Annotated in this window: 20 protein-coding genes and 2 pseudogenes; 9 read left to right on the forward strand and 13 right to left on the reverse strand. The window is 61.2% G+C overall.

Annotated elements, in window-relative coordinates; translation table 11 throughout:
• Window positions 1–2: 2 nt before the first annotated feature.
• Complete coding sequence (gene fdnG / locus NKI29_RS08865; protein ID WP_352570696.1) at window positions 3–3089, reverse strand: formate dehydrogenase-N subunit alpha; 3087 nt, start codon at window positions 3087–3089, stop codon at window positions 3–5.
• Between the two features lie 479 nt (window positions 3090–3568).
• Between fdnG and selD the strand changes: the two genes are divergently transcribed.
• From selD to NKI29_RS08880, 3 genes and pseudogenes are all read left to right on the forward strand, one after another.
• Complete coding sequence (gene selD, locus NKI29_RS08870) at window positions 3569–4645, forward strand: selenide, water dikinase SelD (RefSeq protein ID WP_352795959.1); 1077 nt, start codon at window positions 3569–3571, stop codon at window positions 4643–4645.
• Between the two features lie 186 nt (window positions 4646–4831).
• Complete coding sequence (locus tag NKI29_RS08875; protein WP_352795988.1) at window positions 4832–5047, forward strand: CopG family ribbon-helix-helix protein; 216 nt, start codon at window positions 4832–4834, stop codon at window positions 5045–5047.
• Window positions 5044–5353, forward strand: a pseudogene (locus NKI29_RS08880) (type II toxin-antitoxin system RelE/ParE family toxin). Before NKI29_RS08875 ends, NKI29_RS08880 begins: the two are co-directional and overlap by 4 nt.
• A gap of 178 nt (window positions 5354–5531) precedes the next feature.
• Here NKI29_RS08880 and NKI29_RS08885 read toward each other — a convergent pair.
• A pseudogene (locus tag NKI29_RS08885) lies at window positions 5532–6200 on the reverse strand (zinc-binding dehydrogenase); the annotation flags it as partial.
• Window positions 6201–6402: 202 nt separating this feature from the next.
• Window positions 6403–8067 carry an AfsR/SARP family transcriptional regulator gene (locus NKI29_RS08890; RefSeq protein WP_352795960.1) on the reverse strand — a complete coding sequence of 555 codons (1665 nt, stop codon included), beginning with the start codon at window positions 8065–8067 and terminating at the stop codon, window positions 6403–6405.
• Between the two features lie 228 nt (window positions 8068–8295).
• Here NKI29_RS08890 and NKI29_RS08895 point away from each other — a divergent pair, with 228 nt between their 5' ends.
• From NKI29_RS08895 to NKI29_RS08920, 6 genes are all read left to right on the forward strand, one after another.
• Complete coding sequence (locus tag NKI29_RS08895) at window positions 8296–9951, forward strand: vanadium-dependent haloperoxidase (RefSeq protein WP_352795961.1); 1656 nt, start codon at window positions 8296–8298, stop codon at window positions 9949–9951.
• Window positions 9951–10379, forward strand: coding sequence for a hypothetical protein (locus NKI29_RS08900; RefSeq protein WP_352795963.1), 429 nt, complete (start codon window positions 9951–9953; stop codon window positions 10377–10379). Before NKI29_RS08895 ends, NKI29_RS08900 begins: the two co-directional genes overlap by 1 nt.
• A gap of 78 nt (window positions 10380–10457) precedes the next feature.
• Window positions 10458–10817, forward strand: a complete 360-nt coding sequence (locus NKI29_RS08905) for a hypothetical protein (RefSeq protein WP_031213365.1) — start codon at window positions 10458–10460, stop codon at window positions 10815–10817.
• Between the two features lie 73 nt (window positions 10818–10890).
• Window positions 10891–11826: a phosphatase PAP2 family protein gene (locus NKI29_RS08910; RefSeq protein ID WP_352795965.1), complete on the forward strand. Its 936-nt coding sequence runs from the start codon at window positions 10891–10893 to the stop codon at window positions 11824–11826.
• A 12-nt stretch (window positions 11827–11838) separates the two neighbouring features.
• The gene (locus NKI29_RS08915) at window positions 11839–13284 is read left to right on the forward strand and encodes a S8 family serine peptidase (RefSeq protein WP_352724154.1); all 1446 of its coding nucleotides are present in this window, start codon (window positions 11839–11841) and stop codon (window positions 13282–13284) included.
• 37 nt (window positions 13285–13321) lie between these two features.
• Window positions 13322–14428 (forward strand): hypothetical protein, encoded by a 1107-nt coding sequence (locus tag NKI29_RS08920; RefSeq protein ID WP_352724152.1) that lies wholly within the window; start codon window positions 13322–13324, stop codon window positions 14426–14428.
• A 98-nt stretch (window positions 14429–14526) separates the two neighbouring features.
• On the opposite strand, the gene NKI29_RS08925 is transcribed toward NKI29_RS08920, so the two are convergent.
• From NKI29_RS08925 to NKI29_RS08970, 10 genes are all read right to left on the reverse strand, one after another.
• Window positions 14527–15576: an L-idonate 5-dehydrogenase gene (locus tag NKI29_RS08925; RefSeq protein WP_352724150.1), complete on the reverse strand. Its 1050-nt coding sequence runs from the start codon at window positions 15574–15576 to the stop codon at window positions 14527–14529.
• Entirely contained in the window at window positions 15573–16979 is a 1407-nt protein-coding gene (locus NKI29_RS08930; protein ID WP_352795967.1) for a TRAP transporter large permease, read from the reverse strand. Before NKI29_RS08930 ends, NKI29_RS08925 begins: the two co-directional genes overlap by 4 nt.
• 3 nt (window positions 16980–16982) lie before the next feature.
• Complete coding sequence (locus NKI29_RS08935; protein WP_352724146.1) at window positions 16983–17555, reverse strand: TRAP transporter small permease; 573 nt, start codon at window positions 17553–17555, stop codon at window positions 16983–16985.
• Window positions 17556–17699: 144 nt separating this feature from the next.
• Window positions 17700–18674 (reverse strand): sialic acid TRAP transporter substrate-binding protein SiaP, encoded by a 975-nt coding sequence (locus tag NKI29_RS08940; RefSeq protein WP_023717039.1) that lies wholly within the window; start codon window positions 18672–18674, stop codon window positions 17700–17702.
• A 51-nt stretch (window positions 18675–18725) separates the two neighbouring features.
• A complete protein-coding gene (locus NKI29_RS08945) occupies window positions 18726–19445 on the reverse strand; it encodes a FadR/GntR family transcriptional regulator (protein ID WP_352452148.1) in 720 nt (239 codons plus the stop codon).
• Window positions 19446–19592: 147 nt separating this feature from the next.
• Complete coding sequence (locus NKI29_RS08950; RefSeq protein WP_352635207.1) at window positions 19593–20498, reverse strand: DMT family transporter; 906 nt, start codon at window positions 20496–20498, stop codon at window positions 19593–19595.
• An 88-nt stretch (window positions 20499–20586) separates the two neighbouring features.
• On the reverse strand, window positions 20587–23187 hold the full coding sequence (locus tag NKI29_RS08955; protein ID WP_352795969.1) for a TRAP transporter permease: 2601 nt from the start codon (window positions 23185–23187) through the stop codon (window positions 20587–20589).
• A gap of 56 nt (window positions 23188–23243) precedes the next feature.
• Window positions 23244–24197 carry a TAXI family TRAP transporter solute-binding subunit gene (locus NKI29_RS08960; RefSeq protein WP_352635415.1) on the reverse strand — a complete coding sequence of 318 codons (954 nt, stop codon included), beginning with the start codon at window positions 24195–24197 and terminating at the stop codon, window positions 23244–23246.
• Between the two features lie 93 nt (window positions 24198–24290).
• Entirely contained in the window at window positions 24291–25622 is a 1332-nt protein-coding gene (locus NKI29_RS08965) for an aspartate aminotransferase family protein (RefSeq protein WP_352795970.1), read from the reverse strand.
• Window positions 25622–26251: a MurR/RpiR family transcriptional regulator gene (locus tag NKI29_RS08970; RefSeq protein WP_352795971.1), complete on the reverse strand. Its 630-nt coding sequence runs from the start codon at window positions 26249–26251 to the stop codon at window positions 25622–25624. The genes NKI29_RS08965 and NKI29_RS08970 overlap by 1 nt, the downstream gene beginning before the upstream one ends.
• Between the last annotated feature and the right edge of the window lie 204 nt (window positions 26252–26455).

Genomic DNA, 26455 nt, shown 5'->3' on the forward strand with positions numbered 1-26455 from the left:
TCCTACGCTACCGGCCCGGCGATGGGCTCGATGTTGACAAGGAACGCCTTGTATTCCGGCGTCTCGATGTTGGCGTCGCCGACAAAGGGGGTGAGCATGTTCGGGCCAAAGCCTTTCTTCGCCGCTCCCGTGAAGCCCCAGTGCAGCGGTATTCCGACGATGTGGACGGTCTTGCCATCGCAGGTGAGCGGCCTGATCCGCTTGGTCACCATGGCCTTCGCCACAACGGAACCGCGCTTCGACCAGACGCGCACCCAGCCGCCTTTGGTGATGCCCTTCTCGGCCGCAAGCTGTTCCGAAATTTCCACGAAAAACTCCGGCTGCATCACCGCATTGGTGATGACGTGCTTGGTCCAGAAGTGGAAATGCTCGGTCAGTCGGTAGGAGGTCGCCGCGTAGGGGAACTCCTGCGAAGCCGATTCGGCGAACTGGGCCATGTCGCCTTCGAACACCCGCGCTGCGGGGTTGCCGCGGACTTTGGGAGCTATCGGGTTCGCGATGGGCGACTCGAATGGCTCGTAATGCGCCGGGAATGGTCCGTCGCGCATCATGCCCCGGGTAAAGAGGCGCGAGACGCCCTCCGGATTCATGATGAACGGGCCTACTTGATCGGGCTTTGCCGTTGGCAAGATGTCGGGGACATCGTAGCCCGACCATTTCGTGCCGTCCCATTCAATCACCTTGCGGCTTGGATCCCAAGCCTTTCCGGTGAGGTCAGCCGACGCCCTGTTGTAGAGAATGCGGCGGTTGGCAGGCCATGAGAACGCCCATTTGGAATAGGCGCCGGTTTCGTCAGGATCGGTGGTGTCCCGCCTGGCCATGTTGTTGCCGTTTTCGTTGAAGCAGCCGGAATAGATCCAGCAGCCGCAGGAGGTGGAGCCGTCGTCGCGCAGCGCGGCGAAGCCCGGCAAGAGCTTTCCGGCCTCGGCCAGCACCTTTGTCGGGTCGGCCGTGTCGGTTACCCTGGCGAGCGCCCTACCATTGATCTCCTGGGCAAGCTCCTCGGCCGTCGGATCGCCGGGATCGGCATAAGGCCAGTTGAGCTTGACGATCGGCTCGGCGAAGGCGCCGCCTTCCTTGGTGTAGAGCTCCTTCAGGCGCAGATAGAGCTGCGCCATAATCCAGGTATCGCGTTTGGCCTCGCCGGGGGGCGTGCCGCCGGCCCAATGCCACTGCAGCCAGCGCCCCGAATTGACCAGCGAGCCGTCGTCCTCGGCGAAGCAGGTGGAGGGAAGCTGGTAGACTTCCGTCTGAATCTGCGACGGATCAACATCGTTGTACGGCCCGTGGTTCTCCCAGAACCGGCCCGTCTCCGTGTCCAACGGATCCATGATGACGAGGTATTTGAGCTTCGAGAGGGACTCGATCACCTTCTTCTTGTTCGGAGCTGCCTGTAGCGGGTTGAAGCCCTGGCAGAAATAGCCGTTCATCTTGCCCTGGTGCATCAGCTCGAAAGCCCGCAGCAGATCGTAGCCCGGCAGGTCGAGCTTCGGCAGGTAGTCGTAGGCGAAGCCGTTCTCCGGCGTTGCCGCGTTGCCCCACATTGACTTCTGGAAGCTTACGAAGAACTTCCTGTAGTTCTGCCAGTAGCTCATCTGGTTCGGCCGGAGCGGCTTGAAGCCTCGGGTCGACATGTAGGCTGCCAGATCGACCTCCTTCTCGGTCGGCAGCGTCAGATAACCAGGCAGCAGGTTCGACATCAGCCCGAGGTCGGTCAGCCCCTGGATGTTGGAGTGACCGCGAAGCGCGTTCATGCCGCCGCCGCGTATACCAATATTGCCGAGAACAAGCTGCAGCATCGCCATGGCGCGGATGTTCTGCGAGCCCTTCGAGTGCTGGGTCCAGCCGAGCGCGTACATCGAGGTCATCGCCTTGGTCGGAGACGACGTCTCGGCGACCATCGCGGCCACCTTCAGGAACCGGTCCTTCGGTGTGCCGCAGATGCGCTCGACCATCTCCGGCGTGTAGACCGCGACATGCTTCTTGAGCAGATTCCAGACGCAGCGGGGATTGGCCAATGTCGCGTCGACAACGGCAAAGCCGTCCGTGCCTATGTCATAGTCCCAACTGGACTTGTCATAGTCTCGCTTCGCCTCGTTATAGCCGGAGAAGAGGCCGTCCTGATAGGTGAAGCCTTCCTTGACGACATACGTCGCGTTGGTGAAGGTCTTCAGATAGTCCCATTGCACCTTATCGTTCTGGATGCAGTAGTTGATCAGCCCGAGCAGGAAGGCGATGTCCGTTCCCTGGCGGATCGGCGCATAAAGATCCGACACCGAAGCCGAGCGCGTAAAGCGCGGGTCGATGACGATGAGCTTGGCGCCGCGGTTGGCCTTCGCCTCTGTAACCCATTTGAAGCCGCAAGGATGCGCTTCCGCGGCATTGCCGCCCATGATGACGACGAGATCCGTGTTCTTGATGTCGGTCCAGGAATTGGTCATTGCGCCGCGGCCGAATGTTGGGGCGAGACTCGCCACCGTCGGGCCGTGTCAGACACGTGCCTGGTTGTCGAACACCAGCATGCCCGCGCTGCGGACCACCTTGTAGGTCGCGAACGCGGTTTCATTGGTCGAAGCCGAGGCGGCGAGGAAGCCGGTGGTGATCCACCGGTTGACCGTCACGCCGTCATTGTTCGTCGCGACGAAGTTCTTGTCGCGATCGTCCTTCATCAGGCGGGCGATGCGGCCGAGCGCGTCTTCCCAGCTTATCGGCTCGAACTTGTCCGAGCCCGGTTTGCGGATCATCGGATGTTGCAGACGGGTCGGCGACTTGACAAATCCGAGCAGGGCCGACCCTTTGGGGCACAAGGTGCCGCGATTGGTCGGATGATCAGTGTCACCCTCGATATGGGTGATCTCGGCCGGCTCGCCCTTTCTGAGATCGCCCTTCGAATACAAGATTATGCCGCAAGCCACCGAGCAGTATGGACAGGTGTTGCGTGTTTCGGTGGTGTTCGCGAGCTTGAAGGGCCGTATAGCCGCCGCGTGTGCGGCCTCGCTATCGCCGAAGCCGAGGGCTCCAAGCGTAGTACCGGCGAGACCCGCGCCCGCTGTTTGCAGGAACGCGCGTCGAGAAAGATCGATGTTCATGGGTTCCTCCCGAAGCCGATGCCCCACAAGGCAACTCGAACCAACGGTTCAATCCGACTAACTAGTCTCGGACCAAATAAAATCAATGCCAAAGAACGAGGCGCGTACGGTGCAGCAAAAGTGCCCCTCCGAACCGCCTTCCTGCAACAGGTTTGTGCCCGCAAATCGGCATTGTGTATTATTGTTGAATATTCTTGTCATCTTTTCGTGACCGCGACTGCGATTGACGAAAACGAACGCATTACCATACAGTAAAGCGTGGTGATGAAACAGCTCCCGCGGGTCGGGGCGCCTTTCGATCGATACCCAATGACGGCGATGCCTCGCACGCCGGATACGGTGCTTGCCTTTCCTAACTTAATGAAATCCGCTGAGAGCAAGCGTGCTCCAAACGCGCCGTGCGTTGGCGCGATCGTATTTTCCATTCCGGTTGACCTTGATCCCTACTAAAGCGTGCCAGCAGAGGAGGCTCGACGACTATGGCAATCGCCCTCTCGCCCGAAATAACCGATGCGCCCGTTGTGCGCCTGACCAGCCTCGCCCATGGCGGCGGTTGCGGCTGTAAGCTGGCACCGTCAGTGCTGCAGCAGCTTCTCGCTAATCCGGCGGCTGCCAGTCCCTATCATCAGCTTCTCGTCGGCACGGAGACCGGCGACGATGCGGCAGTCTGGCAACTCGAGGGCGCGACTTGCGTCATCGCGACCACCGACTTCTTCATGCCTATGGTAGATGACCCCTACGATTTCGGCCGGATTGCCGCAACCAACGCCCTGTCCGATATCTATGCGATGGGTGGCCGGCCGATCATGGCGCTGGCGATCCTCGGGATGCCTCTCGACAAGATCCCGACGCTCATGGTCCGCGAAATCCTGAAAGGTGGCGAAGCTGTCTGCGCCGACGCCGGAATCCCGGTTGCAGGTGGCCACTCGATCGACTCGCCGGAGCCGATTTATGGCCTCGCAGTCATCGGCACATGCCGACCCGGAGATATCCGACGCAATTCTGACACCAGGCCGGGTGACGCCTTGATCCTGACGAAAGGGCTCGGCGTCGGCATCTACTCCGCCGCCATCAAGAAGCAGGCGCTTTCCGAGAGCGGCTATCGCGAAATGATCGCCTCCACCACCCTTCTCAACCGGATCGGATCGGAGCTGGCGCAGGACGCGAGCGTCCACGCCGTCACCGACGTGACCGGATTTGGCTTGCTCGGACATGCCCTCGAGATGGCACGCGGCGCCGGGTGCACGCTGATAATTTGCAGCCACGACGTGCCGCTCTTTTCCGAAGCTGCCTCGCTCGCGGTCGACGGCCACGTCACCGGCGCATCGCGGCGCAACTGGGCGAGCTATGGCGACGCGGTAAGCTTACCTCCCGGCATGCCCGAGTGGCGACGCCATCTTCTCACGGATCCACAGACTTCGGGCGGGTTGCTGGTTGCTTGCGAGACCGACCACGCAGCGGCGCTCGTCGAGAGGATCGTCGCGGACGGCTATCCTTCGGCTCGCATCATCGGCCATGCCAGGCCCGGCGCGCCGACAATAGTAGTAGAGGCCTGAACGGCCGCTCCGCTTCCCGCCAGATGACGGGGTGCGCCCTCCAGTTCGCGGCACTCCACCTCCTGCCACCACTGGATCGGCAGGCAAAGACGCCGCCTGCCCTGTCCACGCTGGATTGGCGGCGAACGCTGCGGACTGTTTTGGTGACCGGATGATCCGAGCGAGCCTGAGTTCGCCAGATCATGACTGGGCGCCAGGCACGAGATCGCAACCGACACCCGGCGTAGCAAGTCGTTCCTCGCAGGTGAAGCCGTCGCAGCGTATGTCGATCGCGAGCTTGAAATCATTGAAGGTATCAAGCGCGGCCTTGCTGATGTCGAAGCTGGGCGCATCGTGTCTCATGATAAGGCTATGGCAGAAATTTATGCTGCGATTGATGCCGGCACGGGCCGCAAGGTGTGACGCGAGCCGTTCAGTGGTCTCGCGGTGCGCTGGACGACATCAAGGAACAGATCGCCTATATCTCGCAGGATAATCCGCGCGCTGCGCGCCTGGTAGCAGACCGGATTCTGGGCGCAGGGGCCGCGCTTGGGGGAAATGGCAACCGGGCGACCCGGCCGTGTATCCGGCACCTATGAAAAGCCTTTGAGTCGCCTGCCCTACATCATCGCTTATGCCGTGACCGCCAAGGTCGGCCGGGAAAGCATTTCAATTTTGCGGGTGATCCACGCAGCGCGCGATTGGCAGGACGAGGAATGGCGGAACTGAGCGAAATCTCGTGACGAAGGGGCTTTAATCGGGAGCGGATTTATTTTGACAGCAAGCTGCCGGGTATTGCTCCCGAGTTTAACCGGAGACCTGGGTGGGAGCATATACGTCGAGCACGTTCTGAGTTTCGTCCGTTCGCAATGAGTTATGGCTGCTAACGATCTGGCAAAACCACGATTCAGTCCGCGGTCAGCACGACCTTGACACTCTGTGAACGGTCGGAGGCAAGTCGAAAGGCATCGGGGGCGGAGGAAAGCGTGCGCTCCGCTGTGACGAGCTTGAGGACGTCCACCTCCCCCGACACGATGAGATCGACCGCCCGGCCGAACTCCGTACCGAAGCGGAATGTGCCTTTGAGGTCGATCTCCTTGGCCATCACTGCATTGGCAGGCAGCGGGATCCGGCCACCGGGAAGATTGCCGACCTGGACCACCGTGCCGCCGCGCCGGACACTGGCGATCGCCGCGGCAAGGCCGGCGGCAGTGCCTGAAATCTCGAACGCCACATCAAGCGAACCGCCGGCAGCAAGCCCCTGGAGCTCGGCGTCGCCGCCGGAAAGGTCGACCGTCCTGTCGGCGCCCAACCTGCGGGCGAAGGCGAGCGGAGCGGCGGCGATATCGGCGACCGTAAGCTCAGCGCAGCCGGCAAGCCTGGCCGCAAGCATGGCCAAGAGACCGATGGGGCCGGCACCAAACAGGATGACGTTGCGGCCCCTGATGTCGCCCGCCCGCGCGATGGCGTGCAGGCTGACCGCCAGCGGCTCGGCAAGTGCGGCCGCCTGGTAGGCCACATCAAATGGAACCTTGAAACATTGCGGGGGCGTGGCGTCGAACAGACTGAAGCCGCCGGCCGTGGCGGCGCCGATACGATGGTCGGCTATGGCGGCAACGACACTACTATGTCGACAACGCTGGCGACAGGGCGTGTCTCGGGTCGCTCAAGGGTCCGTTCCGGACATATCGGCAGGAGGCTGCACCGCTCTAACGGCCGAGGCCCAATCAATCCGAACGACCGAGTTCGATCTCGATACGTCGTCGATGAAATGCCGCCTAAAGACCGACGCTAGCCAGAGCCGAACCTATCAATTCAACGCTTCTCGGGTTGGGAAATGGCCCGAAATTGTTTCTGATTTTCTGGCTGGCGATATCAGGGTCCTTCGTCCGAAGCTGGCCGAACAGTTCGCGGGCCTCGTCCTTGAGGCCGAGATGCGCCAACGCAGCCCCATAATAGCGGAGTGTCGGGGGATACGAAATCTCGCGCCCCCCCGGTTCAAGCGCGAGAGCGCGACGCCCCTCGCGGGCGGCCGCTTCGAAATCACCCGACATCGCCTCAATCATGCACAGTGACGTCGCGAAGCAATATCGAAACGTCAAGTTCTTTCCAAGTATCTCTGCCTTCTTAGCCGCTGCCCTAGCCTCTGAATAACGTCCAGTATAGAAGTTTAGCATAGAGAATGCATCGTAGTACATGACATTTTGTGTACCGGTCTGCCTTGCTTTTTCCAAATATTCTCCGGCAGTAGTGAAATCTTGAAGGAGGAACGCGTGTACGTGGGCGCATAGAGACAGGGCTGCGCCATTAAATGGATCAAGGTCCATAGCCACGCGCATGTCGTCCTTGCACTCTTCGATCGTAAGGCGATAGTCGTAGGCATGCGAACGGTCGTAAAGAAATACAGCCTGATACGCGCGCCAAGCATGAAAGATGCCCTGGCGGCTGAGTCCATTTGCTTCGGTCAGCGTCGCACGGCTGGCTCTGACGTCGGACGGGCTAAGGCTGAACATCTGCGCTGTAGCAGTCAGAAGCCGTTTTCGGCTGAGATGGGAATCGTCCAGCGCATCGAGCGAGAGAATGTTCCGGTGCAGGAGACGGTCAACACAGTTGGTTGCGAAGGCCTGAAGATCCCGCTCCAGTGCCAGCGTCTTTCCGCCAAGCTTTACCACCGTACTCATGCTGACCATAACGTCCCGGTTGGTCGAACCGACGCACATAATGGCAACCGCCAGAGTATCGTAGGCGCTCTCCGTCTTGATCAGCAGATCCAAGTCCTGCGCGTCGGCAGCATTTCGCGGCCCGTTGCGAGCGGGATCCGGGACGGAAACCCGAAAGCAGCCCGTTTCCTCAAGGCCGGAGATGACGGCCTGCCGAAAGAGTTCAGGCAAAATCATGGCGCCGACCGCACCATTGTGCCAAGCGTCCAAGCCGATGCTCACGACCAGACGCCTGTCGGGCTGCGCGCCACTGCGTCGAGTGTCGTCGGCCCCCGGACTGATCACTCTCGGCGCCGCCGTTTGCCGCTGGCTTCGCCTCTCGCGCAGCCATTCCTCGAACCCTTCCTCTCCAGCAATGTCGAGGCCTTCAAGAAGCGTTCCGTTCGTCTGAGCGCTTTCACCCTCGCCCAATGCGTCGACGTCACACCGGTCGAGCCGAAGGCAGACGGTTTCGCGATCGATATGAAGCAGATCGGCCAAGTCCCCCGCGAGCAGCGCGCGCAACGATGACAGCTCGCGTCGAAGGCTGTTTTGAGACTCCGTCTTCTCGCATCGCCCCCATAGCATGTCCTGCAGCGAGGCTCGGGAACGCTCCCCGTTCCGGGAAAACGCAAGAATCGCAAGCAAGGCACGTGCCTTCTTGCTCGGCACGGCAATCTGACGGCCGTGCATATCCTCAAGTCGAAAGATGCCCCGTAGCGTAAGCCGCGCGATGAGTTGCATGGCCATTTCCAGCCTACCCTCGAAACCCCGGCCATCTCTATAGCATAGACCGCAAAAGAATACACAATCTCACTCGATCGCGCGTTCAGTGATGGTCTTTTCACGCATTTTTCACGCAACAACGACGGAAATTCGGACGGTTTTGGAACGCGGGCATGGTCATTTCCCGCGTCGGCGGCGCACTGAAATCAAAACCTTGCTTGCGCTACCAAGATGGAGGCTAAAAAAATGTTAGATCAATTTGATCCGATCTTGTTCTGGAGCAGGGCTTCACTCGAAGCGCAACGCCAGGACTATACGTTCGGCGATGGAACGGGCATCGACGAAGCCGGAAAAGGCCGAACAAAGCTTGAACCGAAAGTGGGCGGGCCGACGCGTGCGTCCCGCGCGCTGGCAATCGTGCATATCGCCATGTACGACGCCCTGCTGATGGCCGATCCGGCTTCATTCCACAACAACCATCATCGGTTTGCTCGGCTGGCCGCATATCAGCCCATGCTCCCAGCCGCGCCTGCCGTGATCAGCCGTGAAGCCGCTGTCGCCGGAGCGGCGTCGGTCACGATCCGGCTGTTGTTCGAAGACGCCTTCGTTGAGCAGCTCGTTACGGAATACCGACTGCATCTGTATGAAAAGGGCCAGTCGGCGCAGGCGATCGAAAACGGGCTCGAGTATGGCGCTGCCATCGGCCGGATGCTCGCGGACGCTCGGTCAGCCGACGGTTCGGGAACACGGGATAGGCAATACCGCGCGTTCGATCTACCAGGAACTTTCAGTCCCGATCCTTATTCGCCTCGGAGCGCCCAAGTGGTGGGTGCGACATGGGGTTTCGACGTTAGGCCCTTCGTCACCTACCCCGCCGGCGCGATAGAGTTTGTCGGGCCAAGCGAGGCCCTTGGAGAGCGGCCGCCGCAGCCGGGCCAGACGGAGCCCCTGGGGTCATTTCTTGAAGCAATGAACTGGCCGGCGGATCGCGACCTGGTCGCCGGCAAAGGCGCTGCTCCAGGGACCGACCGGTTGACACGAACAGCCGAGGAAACGCTCATCGGAACCTTCTGGGCCTATGACGGGGTTCGCGGGATCGGCTTGCCGCCGCGCCTCTACAATCAATGTCTTCACGCGATCGCGGAGCAGGCGAACTTCTCGACGGAGGCGTTGGCCGTTCTGCTGGCCATCTGCAACCTGGGAATGGCCGATGCCGGCATTGCCGCGTGGCGCGAAAAATTCACCTATCATGTCGCACGGCCGGCAACCTTGCTTCGCACCAACGAGGCCGGATTCAGGGAGGGTACCGCCTCCGTGCCGACCTTCGATCAGGCCAGGCTCTCAATGCCCGCCGGAGGGGCCGGCAAACCGGACTATACCTCCATCAAGGCATGGCTCGAATTGCCACCCGACACACCTTCGCTGGTCGATTCGGATGCGCATTGGGCCCCCCTTGGGGCACCACAGACGAATTCCGTCCCGCGTGGCGGCGATGGTCCGAAGTCACGAACGCCGCAGTTTCCGGCCTATCCATCGGGGCATGCGACCTTCGGTTCAACCTGCTTCGGGCTCGCAAGCGAGCTGCTTGAAGCTCTGGGCGGCGGCAAAGATCTCGTCTTTGCCTTCGTATCCGATGAGTATGATGGCCGCGCCATCGACCCGGACGGTTCCGTGCGTCCCCACCATGTCCGCCAGATGACGCTTGCCCAGGCAATCCATGAGAATGCCGTCAGCCGTCTCTATCTCGGTGTGCATTGGCAGATGGACGCTGTCGAAGGTGTGCGTCTTGGCCGCAACCTGATCGACGTCATGAAGTCCAACCCCGTTGGGCCTCTACACGCGATCATCCCCGACGATCCTTTCGAGCCTGAACTCGCCGCTAAAGCAAAGGAGATGATGTGATGAACAACTTTCGCACGCGTATGGCGAACCAACTTAGTCATAGCCGCTGTGAAGATCCGGCTCGGCCGATCGCGCCGGCCTCGTCAGAGACGTTAATCGTCGAGCTCAAGGACGACACGCTCTCGATCAGCGACACGCATCTGTTCGACTTCCCGAATAGCAAGCATGGGCTATTTGCCGCCAATAACCGCATTCACGCACGCAAGGTCAAACAGGATGGCGACGACACCATGTTCGAAATGCTGGAAAAAATCGATCAGCCGGACGCCAAGCCGTTTCTAGTCCTTGCAGGCCGGCCGCATGACTGCCGCCTAAGCATCGGGGCCGACGGGATTCGCCGATTGCGAGCCTACGGCACCGATGATGGAAACGGACGCCTGAACTGCGGCGGGTGGATATTCGACGCCCTGCAGTCGTCTTCCGCCTGACATTCCCCAAATCAATGGACGCCATCGGTTGCGGTGGCGTCCACACCTGAAACGTGATCACTCTGTGGGAGAAATAAAATGGACAATTATCCGGTATGGGGACTTTTGATTGCTTTCAACGGAGCGACTATATTTCTTCTGCGCTCCGTATTCACAAGCATTGACTACAAATCGATTATGTTGGAGAAGAATATCCAGGACGACAACGGCGTAGCTCCTGTCGAGAGCTACAGTCGTGTAGCCGGCATGCTTGGGGCATCTTTGATGGTTACGCTATTCTGGGGCGCGAGCAACGTCGTCCTCTACTTTGCGATCGTGCGGCCCGATCAGGTTTCTGGAATCGTCACCAGTGTCGGGAATTTTCTTTTCTACGGCGCATCGCTCTTTCTTCCATACGCGGCCAACCAACTGAAGGCGATGTTCCAGAAGCCGGCATGACGACCGCTTGCAGAAATTATAACACGGGGCAGCCTTTTCGAAGAAGGCTGCCGGGCAAATGGGGGACAAAGAGATGGGACTTCAACCTGTTGACCAACTGGATTTTAGGATCAGTTCGAATATCGTCCTGACAAGACGCGGCGAAATCGGCTTTCTTCAAACAGACAACGCTCTCTTCACGGAATTTTTTAAAGATCTGCCCAATGCGAACAAGTTTGCTGCGGCTTTTGCGGGATCCCTATCGCGTTCCCGCAGCAGCTTCGAAGTCCTTTCGCGCTCACGGTCCCGCTCGCGGTCAAGATCGCGATCGCGATCACGTTCGAGATCAACTGCGCAGGTGGAGCGCGGCGGCGGCGCAGTCGGCGAGGTTCTCGCGTCCTGGGACGTCGTGAGGCGGCTTTACGCTGCGGGGATGTTGGACGGGACTTACCCTTTCGAGGCCCTGCAGATAAAACCGCCGCCGGGTCCGTCGGAAACTGCCGCCGAAATTGCAGCGCTTCACGTTCACCAACTGAGCCTTGTCAACGATCGCGCCAGGCAGGAAGAGATCCTGTCGCAGGCCGACACATCCAATCTGTCGGACATCTTTGCCCCTCTCGGCATCGAAAGCGGCGGCTTCGACCGTACTGAGAGGCTGATCGAACTGATCCTGCAGGTCGCCGAGCGCGTTGGCTATTTTTACAAGGCCGTCTTCAATCGCCAGCGACCGAACCAGGTGGATTCCCGGTTGAGGCCATTCATCCCCATTCCGCCTCATGCGGCATTTCCAAGCAACCATTCGTTTCAAATGTTCTGCATCGCCGAGGTTCTCACGCGCCTGATACCGGAACATCCCGGCACAACCGAACTGTTCTTCGTTGCCGAGCGCGTCGCCGAAAACCGTGAGCACGCGGGGCTACATTACCGTTCGGATACGGAGGCCGGCCAGGCTCTGGCCAGGCAGTTCGCACCGTTTTTCATCAATTTGTGCAGCCGCGAGATGCGTCAAGCTCTCCTGGAATGGCACTGAGGGAGGGGAGCTATGGAACCGGACACTGCACCAGGACAGGAGCGGACCGAGTCCCCTCTTTTCTATCTCTGGCATCTTGCCAGCATCGGCTTGCTCGACGCGCAAAGACCAGGCGTTGTGCCGCCAATCTGGTCAAAGGGCCTGCCTGAGAGCCGGGTCGCCATTATCGACAGTGGCTGCACATCGAGGCATCCAAATCTGCCAGCTGGCTGCATCGAAGCCCGGCTGGACGTGGCGGTGTCGACCGATGGAGTAGTCTATCGCGAGGAGGACCGGCGCGCCGCCCGGGATGGCTGGCAGAACCTTGAAGCGACGATGGCTCCAATATTGAAAACGATCGCCGACGACGCCGTTCGCGACGATATTGCCCGGCGCATCAAGGCGATGTCCGAAGGGGAGCCCCGGCTTGTCAACGCTGCCGATCCGGCAGAGCGTTTTGCCGGACACGGCACCTCTTGCGCCGGTCTTATAGCAGGCCGGACACTGAAGGAGCCGCCGGCGGGGTCGGCGCCTGCGCTCGATGGCGCCGTTTTGCCGTACTTTGGCGTGAATCCGTTTGCGACGATTATTCCGGTCGCCACCCCCTACAGCCATGAAATCGCTCCACTTGTCACCGCGCTTCTGCACGCAGTCGCCTGTCGCGCCGATGTCATTCTGCTGCCGCGATCGGTGAACGATCTCGGCAGGTTGGCCAGAGGGAAGAACGCGTCTGGGACGGGTGTTCGCATGACGCGGTTCGACGACGACGAGGCGTTGGCCACCGACAAGAAGATCTTTGAGCATCTCCTGGCAGCGATCGCAGCGGATCGTCCGGTCATTCTCGCGGCCGGGAATGACGGAATGGCCGAACCGGCCTATCCCGCGGCATTGGCGACTGCGACGGACGCACCCTTCGGAGCGACATCTCTGATCGTTGTTGGCGCGGGCAATCAGCTGGGGTGGCGTTCCGCCTACTCGAGCGGCACCTACGCTTCAGGCGTCACGATCTACGGCCCGAGTGACGACGAGGCTATGATCACCGACCAGGTCGTACGAATTGACCTCGCCGCTGAGATGGGCAGCGCAATTGCCAGGTCGGTTGGGCCAGCACGTGCGAAGGCCGGAGCCGAATATTCACCCTTCAGTGTTCTGGCGATTGACGTACCTGCCCGCCTGGCCGGCGATGCGGACGTCATCGACGAAACAACACCCCTGCCGACCGGGCTTCTCTATACCCGCTTCGGCGGAACCTCGGCCGCATCGGCGCTGATTGCAGGTCTGGCTTCGTTGATTCAAGCGAAGGCACTTGCCGACAGCAGCAAACGACACTCCGGCAGCCAATTGCGCGAGCTGCTGCTGAGCAAACGTCCAGCTGAACTGGTGCTTACCTCATCAGGCTCGTCGCGCTCGAAACTTAATAAGGGAGACCAGCCATCCCCTTACGTCCAGATCAGCGACGTCGTGCCAAACAAACCATGAAGGCACGACTGTAAGTCGCGATTATTTGGAGGCAAGCATGGAAGACGGCACAGAGAAGGCAACGGCAACGGCCGACCCGAGATCTGTATTCCCCGGCTCTGGGAGGCAATGTCCGAAATGTGACGAGCCGATCTCCTTAAAAGCCATTCGATGCCCTCACTGCCTGGCAGATCTCGGTAGAGGGGCAACCAGATGGCAAAAGGTGACACTTGGTGCAAAACTCGTACGCGACTGGATCGGGTTTCCTGCGGCAGTGGCTGCGCTATTAACTGCATTCTTCACCCCGACGGTCGCTGCCATGCTGAGTTGGTTCGACCAAGACAGAGCCTATGTGACGGCCGAGCTATTTAATCCCGACATTGTCAATGTAGGTTTAGACGATCGCGGAGTGAGCGACCAAACGGACAGGGTGACGCAATACATCCCTTTGATACGCGTCGGCGGAAAGAATACCGGCTATTCTACCGCCTCGATCAGATCGAATTTTCGCTGCGCATTGCAGACCTCCGACGGCGCCGGCATGGACTATTATTTCGACTTCTATGACATTCAATCCCAGAGGAAGTTTTTTCCAACCTTGGACGCCGGACAGTCGATCATCACTTTCGGAAAGCTTACCGGTTCTCAAGAACACGATTCAGCTACGGGTATGAATACCTGTGAATTTTCTTATGTTGACCGGTACGGCCCGCGGCCCCCTTACATCGTGTCACTTTCCGACCGCGCAAGGTCAGAGATTGCAGGGCTCGCAATCGGAGATGAGCAAGCGGAACTACAGTCGCAATTCTGTGCTGGAATGGTGACGCAGATGCGGCTGAGCGACAAAACCATAGCCGACTGTGTAAACGACACACATGCAATCGCGATTGAGCCGATATATTTGTGGAAAAGCGCGGTCGCACGCGCAATGCAATTCTCAACGGCGTTCGGCACGATGACCGGCCAGCAGTCGAAACGTGCCGCGGGCGCTATCCTCGTCTGTAACGACAGCCCAGACAACTGCAAGCAGACAGATGCGAACATGTTGTCCGAAATGGACACGGCACTTAGTCGCTTCCAGCCGCCCATAACAACTTGGTTCTGCAGTTCAAAGCCAGGACTATCTTTGGCGGACTGCACACGGCGTGATTTCCCTCTTCCCTGAGCCGGCGTTCCATCTGAGCGATCCGTTCCACGAAACGTCAGCACAGAACAAGTGATTGAGTTTGACTGCCAACGTTCTCGCGCGGCTCCGTTTCTCGATCAGTCCGCAGTGAGCACGACCTTGACACTCTGTGAACGGTCGGCGGCAAGTCGGAAGGCATCGGGGGCGCAAGAAAGCGTGCGCTCCGCTGTCATCAGCTTCAGGACGTCCACCTCCCCCGAAACGATGAGATCGACCGCCCGGCCGAACTCCGTGCCGAAGCGGAATGTGCCTTTGAGGTCGATCTCCTTGGCCATCACTGCATTGGCAGGCAGCGGAATCTGGCCGCCGGGAAGATTGCCGACCTGGACCACCGTGCCGCCACGCCGGACGCTTGCGATTGCTGCGGCAAGGCCGGCCGTGGTGCCCGAAATCTCGAACGCCACATCAAGCGAACCGCCGGCAGCAAGCGCCTGGAGTTCGGCGTCGCCGCCGGAAAGGTCGATCGTCCTGTCGGCGCCCAAACTGCGGGCGAAGGCGAGCGGAGCGGCGGCGATATCGGCGACCGTAAGCTCAGCGCAGCCGGCAAGCCTGGCCGCAAGCATGGCCAAGAGACCGATGGGGCCGGCACCAAACAGGATGACGTTGCGGCCCCTGATGTCGCCCGCCCGCGCGATGGCGTGCAGGCTGACCGCCAGCGGCTCGGCAAGTGCGGCCGCCTGGTAGGCCACATCAAATGGAACCTTGAAACATTGCGCGGGCGTGGCGTCGAACAGACTGGCGAAGCCGCCCTGCATATGTGGCGTCTTCGATGCCGAACCCATGAAGTAGATGTTTTCGCAGAGATTGGCGCGCTCTTCCAGGCATCGCGCGCAATGCCCGCACCAGCGCGACGGATTGACCGCGACGTGGTCGCCGACGCCCAGACCGGGCGCGGCGCCGTTGATCTCGACGATTTCGCCGGAGATTTCGTGGCCGAGGACAAGCGGCGAGGTGACGACGAAGTCGCCGGTGCGGGCGTGGCGGAAGTAATGCAGGTCGGAGCCGCAGATGCCTCCCGCGCCGAAACGCACCCGCACCATGCCTGGCGCCAGCGGTCCCAGCGGATGCTCCACGATACGCAGGTCCTGCGGGCCGAACAGCGTTGCGGCAATCACCTGGCCGCTCACCGGATCAGGCCCATCTCGGTCGGCAGCCAAAGCGTGATGGCCGGTACGAAGGTGATCAGAAGCAGCGCCACTATAAGCGGCACCAGCCAAGGCAGGATCGCCATGGTGGTGCGCTCGACCGAGAGCTTGGCGACGCGCGACAACACGAACAGCACCATGCCGAGCGGCGGGTGCAAAAGCCCAATCATCAGGTTGAGCGTCATGATCAGCCCGAAATGCACCGGGTTGATGCCGTAGACGGCGGCGACCGGCAGCAGGATCGGCACCAGAATCGTGATCGCGGCGATCGTATCGAGGAAGCAGCCGACCACCAGCATCAGGATGTTGACCAGGATCAGGAAGACCCACTTGTTTTCGGTGAGCGCGAAAATGAACTTCGAAAACAGCTGAGCTGCCTGGCTGACGGTGAGCAGCCAGGCGAAGATCGATGCGGCGGTAACGATGAACAGCACCGACGCGGTCGTTTCGATCGTGTCGAAGCTGGCCTTGGCAAGCAAACGCAGCGTCATCGTGCGGTAGCGCACCAGCCCGAGGAAAAGCGACCAGATCACAGCCGCCATCGCCGCTTCGGTCGGCGTGAACCAGCCCATCGTCATGCCACCGATCAGGATGACCGGCGTCATCAGCGCCATGACCGCAGAGAAATCGAAATACCAGTCCGCCACGATCAGCACCAGCAGCGCTATGCCGACCGCGATATTGATCGACAGGCCAAGCTGCACCAGCACATAGCAGCCAATCGGAAAGGCAGCCACCACCAGCACCTCGCCCGCCGCTTCGGCCAGCCGCCGAAGCTCGAAGGATGTGTCGGAGCCCCAGCCGCGCCTGTAGGCGAAGATGGCGACCGTGATCATCATCAGCACGGTCATGACCACGCCGGGCAGGATGCCGGCCATGAACAGCGCACCGATCGAGACATTGGCCATCATGCCGTAGATGACGAAGGGCAGCGAGGGCGGAAAGATCGGCCCGAGCGTGGCGGAAGCGGCGGTGACGCCAACCGCGGCGTCGATAGGATAGCCGTGGTCCTTCATCGCCTTGATCTCGATAGTGCCGATACCGGCGGCGTCGGCGAGCGCGGTGCCCGACATGCCGGAAAAGATCACCGATCCGATGATGTTGACCTGCGCCAGGCCGCCTTTCATCCAGCCGACCAGGGCAAGGGCGAACGAATAGATGCGCCCGGTGACGCCGGCGATGTTCATGAGGTTGCCGGCCAGGATGAAGAAGGGCACGGCGAGCAGCGGAAAGCTCTCCACCCCGGCAATCATGCGCTGGGCCGCGATGATATCGGGCGCCACGCCGTAGATGACGAGGTAAAGGATCGAGGCGGCCGCCATCGAAACGGCGACCGGCACGCCGATGAGCATCAGGACAAGAAAGCCCCCGACCAGAAGCAGCATCGCTCAGACCCCCGCCGTCTCGAACGCACCGGGACGCTCGAGCACCGAATAGCCGCGCCGGTAATTGCCGATGAAGACCTGGATCGAGCGCAGAAGCATCAGCACGAACCCGGCCAGTACGGCGTAGAAGAACCAGCGCCGCGGCAGGTTGACGGTGACCATGCGCTCATGCGCCACGATCGTGACGTAGCGCCACATCAGCCAGGATCCGTAGGCGAAGAATGCGATGCGGATAACATCGACGGCGAGCGCCAGCCAGCGGCCGACGCTCTCCGGCAGATAGTGGTAAAGCACGTCGACATGGATATGGCGCGAAAGGCGCACGCACATGGCGGCGCCGAGAAAAACGACGACGACGAGCGCGTTGATGGCGATCTCCTCGGTCCACGCAAAGCTGTTGTTCAGCGCATAACGGGTGAAGAACTGCAAGAAGACACAGGCGACCATGCCCCAGAACACGGCAAGCGTGACCCAGTCCTCGATACCGTGGTCCGACAGGTCGACGCGTATCGGCACCTCCTCGAAGGCGTGCGCAATCTCTTCGACGGTGATCTCGGTGTGGTGTTCCTCGGCCATTGGCGCGGGCTCCCGAAGCTGGTGGGTCGTCAAGGATTGAAAGGGCCGTCCGGCGCAATTTGGAGCCGGACGGAAGGGCAGGTTAAAGCGGCGAATCCGATTGCCGCCCTATCCTCTTGATTGAGCATCCGATTTGCCGGTGCCCTATTTGATGGCGCGGATCGCTTCCCAATCGGCCTTGTTGTAGCCGAACTCCTCGAAGGTGACCTTCTCCAGCACATTCTTCTCGAAGTCAGCACGGTCGACATCGGTTACGCTGATGCCGCGGTCCTTGAATACCTGCACCAGTTCCTTTTCGCGGGCGACGATCTTTGCCGTGGCGCGGGCGGCAGCCTCCTGCATCACCTCGGTGAAGATCTTCTTGTCCTCGTCGGAAAGCGAGGCCCAGCGCGACGCCGATATGATGGTGTTGAGATGATCGACAATATGGCCAGTGAGCACGATGTTCTTCTGCACCTCGTAGAATTTCTTCGCCTCGATGGTGGTCAGCGGGTTCTCCTGGGCCTCGACCGTGCCGTTCTGCAGAGCCAGATAGACCTCGGCGAAGGCAATCGGCGCCGTGTTGGCGCCGCAGGCACGCGGCATGGCCAGATAGGCCGGCACGTCGGGAACGCGCATCTTCAGGCCCTGCATGTCGGAGCACTTGGCGATCGGCCGGTTCGAGGTGGTCTGCCGCGTCCCGTAATAGGTGGTGGCGGCGATGTGATTGCCGGTCTTGTCCTCATAGCCCTTGGTCAGGGCCTTGTAGACGTCGCTCTTGGTGTATTTCAGCAGATGGTCGGCATCGCGGAAAGTGTATGGGAAATAGGTGACGCCGATCGGTGGATATTCGCGCGCCGCGAAGCTCGATCCGGAAATGATGATATCGACGGTGCCGAGCATCAGGCCCTGGTTGATGTCCGCTTCCTTGCCAAGCTGCGAGGCCGGATAGACGTCGATGGCGTAGCGGCCCTGGGTGCGCTTCTTGATTTCGTCGGCCGCCCACACGGATTCGGTGTGGAAGGGCTCCGTCGTCTCGTAGACATGTGCCCATTTCAGGACCGTTTCCGCCGAGGCCGACGCCATGGGTATGGCAATTGCGGCGATCGCACCGAGCAGAACTGCGTATTTTCTCAGCATCTAATTCCTCCCTGGTTGAACTTGACGGCCGGATCTCCCCCCGGCCAACTGCTATTCCGCAACCTCCTTGGCTGCGGCTCTCTCATCGAAATTGCGTGAGAATCTGATTTGCGACTGGCGCAGATGCTGCTGCATGGCGGCCTTGGCCCGCTCGGGGTCGCGCGCGGCAATTGCATCGCGCACGGCACGATGTTCCTTTGCCGCGACCTGCCAGGAATCGCTGGTCTCGAAATAGATCGACAGGCGTTCGAAGTACGGGTTCATGCGCTGGTCGAAAAGCTCGCCGATGAAGCGCACCAGCACCGCGTTCTCGAGAATGCCGGCGACAGCGGTGTGGAATTCCCGGTCGAGCGCAATGGTCATCTTGTTGGGGTGACGCATGGCCTCCATCCGGCGCAGCACGTCGTCGAGCCGTTCGATATCTGCAGGCCGGACATGGAGGGCCGCTTCGGCGGCGATCGCGCCTTCGACGAATTCGCGCGCGCGCAACAGCTCGAACGGGCCTTCCTCGACTTCGGGTTCGGAGGCGGCGGCGCTCGGCGGATCGGTGACGTAGATACCCGAGCCGACGCGGATGCGTATGCGGCCTTCGACCTCCAGCGCTATCAGCGCTTCACGGACTGTCGGGCGGGAAATTCCGAGCTGGTCGGCCAGATCCCGCTCGGTCGGCAGGCGGTCGCCGACGGAAAACTCGCCGGCATCGATCAGTTGCCTGAGCTGATCGGCGACCTGTCGGTAAAGCCGGCGTGGTTCAACGGCCTGGATCGGCATGCGCGTTTAGTTCCCTCCCGGGCCAACCCTGGTACATTGGTCTGACCCATTGACCGCAGCTTAGACAGAGGATGCGGAGAGTCAAGCTCGATAGAACCGCGGCCCGCACAACCGGAACGCGGCGGCATTGCGCAAGCATTCCATGCGTCAGCGCCGTCCCCCGCGAATGACCAGTACGTTTCCGGCGGCGACGAGGACGAGCCCGATGATCGCGTACGCAGTCCAGGCATAGCCTTCCAGCGCCGTGGAGATCAAAAGCGCAAAGACGGGAAATATGACAGTCGCATAGCCGGCGCGGGCGCCGCCAATGCGTCCGAGCAGCGTCAGGTAGGCGGCGAAAGCCATGACCGTCGATATGACGGCGAGGAAGACCAGCGAGCCGATATAAGAGGCAGTCGTCGCGAACACGAACGGCTCACCGAGCAGGAAGGCCAGGAACGCCGACCAAAGAGTGCCATAAAGCATGCCCCAGGCGCTCGTTGAAACGAGCGGCAAGCCGCGGCGCTGGTTTGCGACGGAGACGAGATTGCCGGCGCAGAAGCTCAGCGTGCCGCAGAGGCACAGAAGAAGGCCCACCAACGTACCGCCGGAAAGCCCGTTGGCAGCGATTTCGGGAAAGAACATCAGCGCTATTCCGGCGAAGCCGATGATGCCGCCGGCGAGAATGCGCGGCGCCGGGCGCTCGCCGATGACCAAGGCACCGAGCAGCATGTTGATGACCGAGGCGAGCGAGAAGACGACCGAGAGCAAGCCGCTGACGAGATAGCCGGCGCCATAATAAAAAAACAGGAAGTTCGACGAGAAGATGAGGATGCCAAGCACAGCAAAGCGCAAATGATCGGTGATCGAAAAGCGGAGCCGCCGGCCGGAAAAACCTGCCCAGGCAAACATCAGCAGCGTGGCGATGGCGAAGCGCCAAACCAGATTGACCTCGTTCGACACGCCGCTGCCGACCTGAAGCTCGATCGCGAACCACGATGCGCTCCAGGCAATGACCGTCAGCGCGTAAAGCCCGTAGTCGACGGGTTCGAAGGGGCGGTCGCGCGTCGCCATGCGCATTTCCGCGTTAGCCGGCTCCGGGGCGTCGTTTGGTTCTCTGGTTACCGACATGCTGGCCAAGACGCTTCCGCTCACAAGACGTTTACAGACCAACCGCCCGCCTTCGCCGCTTCTGACCCCAGACGACGAGACCGAGCAACAGCAGAGCCGGAATGGCGAACCAATAGCGCGACGTCCGTTCCGCAGGGACTAGCACCTGGTTGATTTCGTCGCCGGGCTGCAGGCCGAATTTGGCCGCCTGGCTGCCCAGTCGCACGACGCCGACCGTCACGCTATCGCCAAGCGCACTGACGTCCAGGCCCGCCGCCTTCAGGCGTTCGGCCGATGAATTTGCAGGCCCGAGCTGCAGTCGAACCAGCTTCGATATCTCATCGCCGTTGAGGTTCAGTGTCGTCAGGCGCAAGCGAACCGCGCCTCCCTCGGCGGTCTCGTCGACGATACGGCTGAGTTCGGTGGCGGGTACTGCCCGATACGGTTCACTCACCTGATCGAGCAACAATCCCGGCCTGAACAAGATGAAACAGGCCGCAAGCAACGCAATCGTCTCGTACCAGCGGTTGCGCACGAGCATCCAATTCTGCGTCGCTGCTACAAACGAGACCATGGCCAGCGTCGATGTCACCACCATCGCGACGAAATCGAACGGACCTTCGAGATCGATCATCAGCAGTCCGGTGTTGAAGATGAAGATGAACGGCAGCAGGCCGGTACGGATCTCGTACTTGAAGCCCTGAATGCCGGTCTTCACCGGATCGGCGCCGGAAATTGCCGCAGCAGCATAAGCCGCCAGGCCCACTGGCGGCGTCACGTCCGCCATCAGCCCGAAATAGAAAACGAACATGTGGACGGCGACCAGCGGCACGGCAAGATCGTTCTGCGCCGCCAAATCGACGATGACCGGCGCCATCAAGGTGGCGACCACGACATAGCTTGCAGTGGTCGGCATGCCCATGCCGAGAATGATGCAGATCACCGCGGTGAACAAAAGCATGACGATGAAGCTGCCGCCCGAGATGAATTCGACCAGCTCGGTCATTACCAGCCCGATGCCCGTGAGCAGAACCGTGCCGACGATGATGCCGGCCGTCGCAGTGGCAATGCCGACCGTCGTCATGTTGCGTGCGGCGGCGGACAGCCCACCGACCAGATCGTCGAAACCGTGAAGCCAATGCTGCGCCAGCGCGCGGTCCTTGCGGAAAAAGGCGGTGAGCGGCCGCTGCGTGACGATCAGCGCCATAAGGGCGACAGCGCCCCAGAATGCCGACAGGCCGGGCGACAACTCCTCCACCATTAGGCACCAGATCAGCAGGATCACAGGCAGCAGAAAATGTAGGCCGGTGCGCGCCGTCTCGCCGAAGTGGGGAATCCTGACGATCTCGCCCTCCAGATCCTCCAGCGGCAGGTCGGGATAACGCGCCCGGTAGGCGACAAGGCCGATGTAAACGGCGATCAGCGCGGCAGTGATCATCCAGGTCGCGGCCGCGCCGAAAACGATCTTCGTCCAGCCAATGCCGTAATAGACAAGCCCTGCGAGGATGATGAAACCGCATATGCCCATCAGCCCGCGCAGCGCACCCTGAAATGCGGAGTGCGTGCTGCGTGACGGCAGGCCCTTCATCCCCGTCTTCATCGCTTCGATATCGACGATGTAGAACAACGAGCCGTAGGTCAGCAGCGCCGGATAGAAGGCGTGCTTGACCACCTCGGCATAGGAGATGCCGACATATTCCGCGATCAGGAACGCGGCCGCGCCCATCACCGGGGGCATCAACTGACCATTGACGCCGGCCGCGCATTCGATGGCGCCGGCTTTCACCGCAGAATATCCGACGCGACGCATCAGCGGGATGGTGAAGGTTCCGGTGGTCACGACATTGGCGATCGACGAGCCGGAAATCATGCCGGTCAGGCCGGAGGCGACGACACCGGCCTTGGCCGGACCGCCGCGGTATTTGCCGAGCAGCGAGAAGGCAAGCTGGATGAAAAAGCCGCCGGCACCGGCGCGCTCCAGCAATGTTCCGAACAGAACGAACATGAAGACGACATTGGTGGACACACCGAGGGCAACACCGAAGACCCCCTCCGACGTCAGCCACATCTGCGAGGCTGCGCGCGATAACGTCGCGCCCTTGTGGCCGAGCAGGCCAGGAAGGTGAGGCCCGGCGAAGATATAGATCAGCATGATCGCCGCGATGACGGTGATGGCAGGCCCGACGGCGCGACGGGCGGCCTCGAGCAGGATGAGGACGCCGGCGATCGAGACGACCAGGTCAGCCGTAGTAGGAAGGCCCGGCCGATGGGCGATATCGCTGTAAAAGACCAACAGATACAGGGCGGACGCCGCCCCGGCGATGCCTAGCACCCAGTCGGGCAGCGGCACCCGGCTGCGCGACGAGGTCTTGAAGGCCGGAAACGTCAGCATCGCCAGAAACAGGGCGAAGGCCAGATGGATGGAGCGGGCGATGCCGTCGCTGACGACACCAAAATTGATCATGAACGGAAGGGGCGAGGCATACCAGAGCTGGAACAGCGACCATGCCAGCGATACGCCGAGGATCAGCTTCGCGGTGCGGCCGGTCGGCTTGCGCCCACCGGTGTCGGCCTCGGCGACGATCTCGCTAAGCTTGTCAATGTCGATAACGGGTTGGTCAGGCCCTGCCGCCCGCTGGCTTTGATCTGTCATCGTTCCCCACAATTATTTGCGATGCGAGGCGCCTGTGGCGCCTCGCATTGAAGGCCTCAGAGCCAGCCCTTCTCCTTGTAATAGCGCTCCGCGCCCGGATGCATTGGCGCCGACAGACCGGTCTTGATCATCTCCTTGGGATCGAGATTGGCGAAAGCCGGATGCAGTTTCTTGAAGTCGTCGAAATTTTCGAAGACCGACTTCACCAGTTCGTAGACCACCTCATCGGGCGTGCTGGCATTCGTCACCACTGTCGCGCGGACGCCGAATGTCGTCACGTCGTCCGGATTGTTGGCGTACATGCTGCCCTTGATGGTGGCGACTGAATAGTACGGATGAGCTGCCAACAGCGCGTCCACTGCCGGACCGGTCAGCGGGATGAGTTTGGCGCCACAGGCCGTGGTCGGATCCTGGATCGCGGCGGAAGGATGACCGACGCCGTAGAAGAAACCGTCGATCTTGTTGTCGCACAGCGCGCTGCCCTGCTCGTCCGCCTTCAGCTCCGCGGCAAGCGAGAAATCGCCGAGCGTCCAGCCCATCTGCTTGAGCAACTCCTCCATGGACGAGCGGGTGCCTGACCCGGGATTGCCGACGTTGAAGCGTTTGCCTTTGAAATCCTCGAATTTGGTGACGCCGGCGTCCGGCCGCGCTAGCACGGTAAACGGCTCGGGATGGACGGAGAACACGGCCCGCAGATCCTTGAACGGCTTGCCGTCGAAATTTCCGGTCCCCTCATAGGCCTGGTACTGGACGTCCGATTGGGTCAAGCCGAAATCGAGGTCGCCGGTCTGGATGGAGTTGACGTTGAAGACCGAACCGCCGGTCGACTCCGTCGAGCATCGGATGCCGGTTTTCTGCCGGTCCTTGTTCATCAGTCGGCAAATGGCGCCGCCGACGGCGTAGTAGACGCCGGTGACCCCGCCGGTGCCGACCGTGACGAAGCGCTGCTCGGCTCCGACGGATGGCAGCGCCAGCAGCATGCAGGCCGCCGCGCCGATCAGGGTTTTCATTGAACTGTACATGGTTGCTACCTCTCTGGTGGGTGTCCCGGCCCGTCGCCGATGACGCGTTGGAACTGGTTGAGGCGGTCCGCGTCGTGCGGGTCAGGCCGCTGAAGCGATCGCAGCGTCGATCGCCTCACCGAGCCGTTCGACGATCCGATCGATATCGTGTTTGGAAATGATGAATGGCGGCGCCACAAGCACATGAACGCCCCGCATACCATCAATCGTCCCGGCCATCGGATAAATCATCAGGCCGCGGGCCATTGCTTCGCGCTTGATGCGGGCGTTGAGTTCAAGCCTCTGGTCGAATGGTTCCTTGCTGGCGCGATCAACCACCAGCTCGATTCCCCTAAATAGACCCCGCCCGCGAATGTCGCCGACGTGATGGTGGTTATCGAAGCGTTGGTGCAGGCGTTCGTCCAGCTGCGCGCCCATTGCGCTGACGTTGTCGAGCAGACCGTCACGCCGGATGACCTCCTGCACGGCAAGGCCGGCCGCCGCTGCCATTGGATGGCCCATATAGGTATGCCCATGCTGGAAGAAGCCCGAGCCTTGGGCAAAGGCATCGAAGATATGCCGGCCGAGCAGCACCGCGCCAATCGGCTGGTAGCCACCGCCGAGTCCCTTGGCGATGGTCAGCAGGTCGGGAGCGATGCCGTCCTGCTCGCACGCATGCAGCGTGCCGGTACGGCCCATGCCGCACATCACCTCGTCGAGAATGAGCAGCACGCCGGAGCGGTCGCAAATCGCGCGAATGTGCTTGAAGTAATCCGCGACCGGCGGCACCGCGCCGAGCGTGGCACCCACCACCGGCTCGGCGACAAAGGCGATGACCTCGTCCGGGCCGAGTTCGAGGATCTTGTCTTCGAGCTGCTGGGCGGCGCGCGCCGCATAGGCTTCGTCGCTTTCGCCATGCTTTTGATAGCGATAGGCGTAACAGGGGTCGATATGGTGGGTCTCGATCAGCAACGGCCTGAACTGGGCGCGCCGCCATTCGTTGCCGCCGGTGGCGAGAGCGCCGAGCGTATTGCCGTGATAGCTCTGCCGGCGTGCGATGAGATGGCGCCGTTGCGGCTCGCCTTTCTCGACAAAATATTGCCTGGCCATCTTGAGCGCGGCCTCGACCGCCTCCGAGCCGCCGCTGACTAGATAGACGTGGTCCAAGCCTTTCGGTGCGTCCTCGACCAGCCGATCCGCCAAGCGCTCCGCCACCTCGGTGGTGAAGAAGCTGGTGTGGGCGTAGGCGATGCGGTCAAGCTGGGTGTGCAGTGCAGCGATCACGTCGGGATGGCCGTGGCCGAGACAGGACACCGCCGCGCCGCCCGACGCGTCGATATAGGACTTGCCCTCGGCATCGAACAGTTCGATGCCTTGGCCGCGAATGGCGACCGGCAGCGTCGAGTGGATGGTTCGATGAAGAATGTGTGTCATCAACGGTCCCTCGTGGGCATTTTCTTCGGCGGACGCTGGTTCAGATGGGTCTTGAGAGCGGCGCCCTGCTCATCGAAACGTCGCAGCGATTCAACGGCGCCCTCGCCTGCCTGCCCTGCGACAAGAGCACCGAGGACCTCGGCAACGATGAAAGCTGGCGTCATGGTGTGGAAAAAGGACGGGCTGCCGGTCGGCACGACGACTAGGTGATCGGCAAGCAGCGCCAAGGGCGCTACCCCGCTGTCGGTGATCGCAATGACCGGTACGCCGCGGCCGGCAGCGTACTCGACAAGCTCGATGGTGAAGCGCGTGTAAGGCAGGACGCTGGCGGCGATCAGCACGTCGTCCTTGGTCGCATGGGCAAGAGCGTCGCCATCGGTTCCGCCGATGCCGTGCAGCAGCACCGACTTCTCGCCGATCAGCGACAGGATGTAATGCAGATGCCAGGCGACTGCGTGGCTCGAGCGCAGGCCGAGGCAATAGACGCGCCTTGCCGCACTCAGCGCCCTGGCCGTCTCGACCAGACGGTCGATCGACCTGCCTTCGGCGAGATGGGAAAGCTGGCTGGAAATCGAATCCAGAATATCGGCCGCCAGCGCGTGGTCGCCCTTGAGCTTTTGGCTGGCCACCTGAAGGCCCGCCTTGCCGGCGAAACCGATTTCGCCGTCCCGGATCGCGGCGGCGTAAATATCGCGTACGGTCTCGTAGCCGTCAAGGCCGAGATGCTGGGCTGTCGTAAGCAGATGAGTTGTCCGGGTTAGGTAGCAGACGAGTTGTCCGGTTTGATCTTCAGCGAACGGAGGCTGGGGATGAGACGGGCAGCATGGCTACAG

It is taken from the genome of Mesorhizobium sp. M0678, assembly GCF_040320505.1.
Classification (GTDB): Bacteria; Pseudomonadota; Alphaproteobacteria; order Rhizobiales; family Rhizobiaceae; genus Mesorhizobium.

Excerpts from the sequence above, each read along its gene's own strand:
- selD (WP_352795959.1), top strand. The coding sequence starts at position 3,569 with ATGGCAATCGCCCTCTCGCCCGAAATAACCGATGCGCCCGTTGTGCGC.
- NKI29_RS08890 (WP_352795960.1), bottom strand. The coding sequence starts at position 8,067 with ATGCAACTCATCGCGCGGCTTACGCTACGGGGCATCTTTCGACTTGAG.
- NKI29_RS08895 (WP_352795961.1), top strand. The coding sequence starts at position 8,296 with ATGTTAGATCAATTTGATCCGATCTTGTTCTGGAGCAGGGCTTCACTC.
- NKI29_RS08900 (WP_352795963.1), top strand. The coding sequence starts at position 9,951 with ATGAACAACTTTCGCACGCGTATGGCGAACCAACTTAGTCATAGCCGC.
- NKI29_RS08905 (WP_031213365.1), top strand. The coding sequence starts at position 10,458 with ATGGACAATTATCCGGTATGGGGACTTTTGATTGCTTTCAACGGAGCG.
- NKI29_RS08910 (WP_352795965.1), top strand. The coding sequence starts at position 10,891 with ATGGGACTTCAACCTGTTGACCAACTGGATTTTAGGATCAGTTCGAAT.
- NKI29_RS08915 (WP_352724154.1), top strand. The coding sequence starts at position 11,839 with ATGGAACCGGACACTGCACCAGGACAGGAGCGGACCGAGTCCCCTCTT.
- NKI29_RS08920 (WP_352724152.1), top strand. The coding sequence starts at position 13,322 with ATGGAAGACGGCACAGAGAAGGCAACGGCAACGGCCGACCCGAGATCT.
- NKI29_RS08930 (WP_352795967.1), bottom strand. The coding sequence starts at position 16,979 with ATGCTGCTTCTGGTCGGGGGCTTTCTTGTCCTGATGCTCATCGGCGTG.
- NKI29_RS08935 (WP_352724146.1), bottom strand. The coding sequence starts at position 17,555 with ATGGCCGAGGAACACCACACCGAGATCACCGTCGAAGAGATTGCGCAC.
- NKI29_RS08940 (WP_023717039.1), bottom strand. The coding sequence starts at position 18,674 with ATGCTGAGAAAATACGCAGTTCTGCTCGGTGCGATCGCCGCAATTGCC.
- NKI29_RS08945 (WP_352452148.1), bottom strand. The coding sequence starts at position 19,445 with ATGCCGATCCAGGCCGTTGAACCACGCCGGCTTTACCGACAGGTCGCC.
- NKI29_RS08950 (WP_352635207.1), bottom strand. The coding sequence starts at position 20,498 with ATGGCGACGCGCGACCGCCCCTTCGAACCCGTCGACTACGGGCTTTAC.
- NKI29_RS08955 (WP_352795969.1), bottom strand. The coding sequence starts at position 23,187 with ATGACAGATCAAAGCCAGCGGGCGGCAGGGCCTGACCAACCCGTTATC.
- NKI29_RS08960 (WP_352635415.1), bottom strand. The coding sequence starts at position 24,197 with ATGAAAACCCTGATCGGCGCGGCGGCCTGCATGCTGCTGGCGCTGCCA.
- NKI29_RS08965 (WP_352795970.1), bottom strand. The coding sequence starts at position 25,622 with ATGACACACATTCTTCATCGAACCATCCACTCGACGCTGCCGGTCGCC.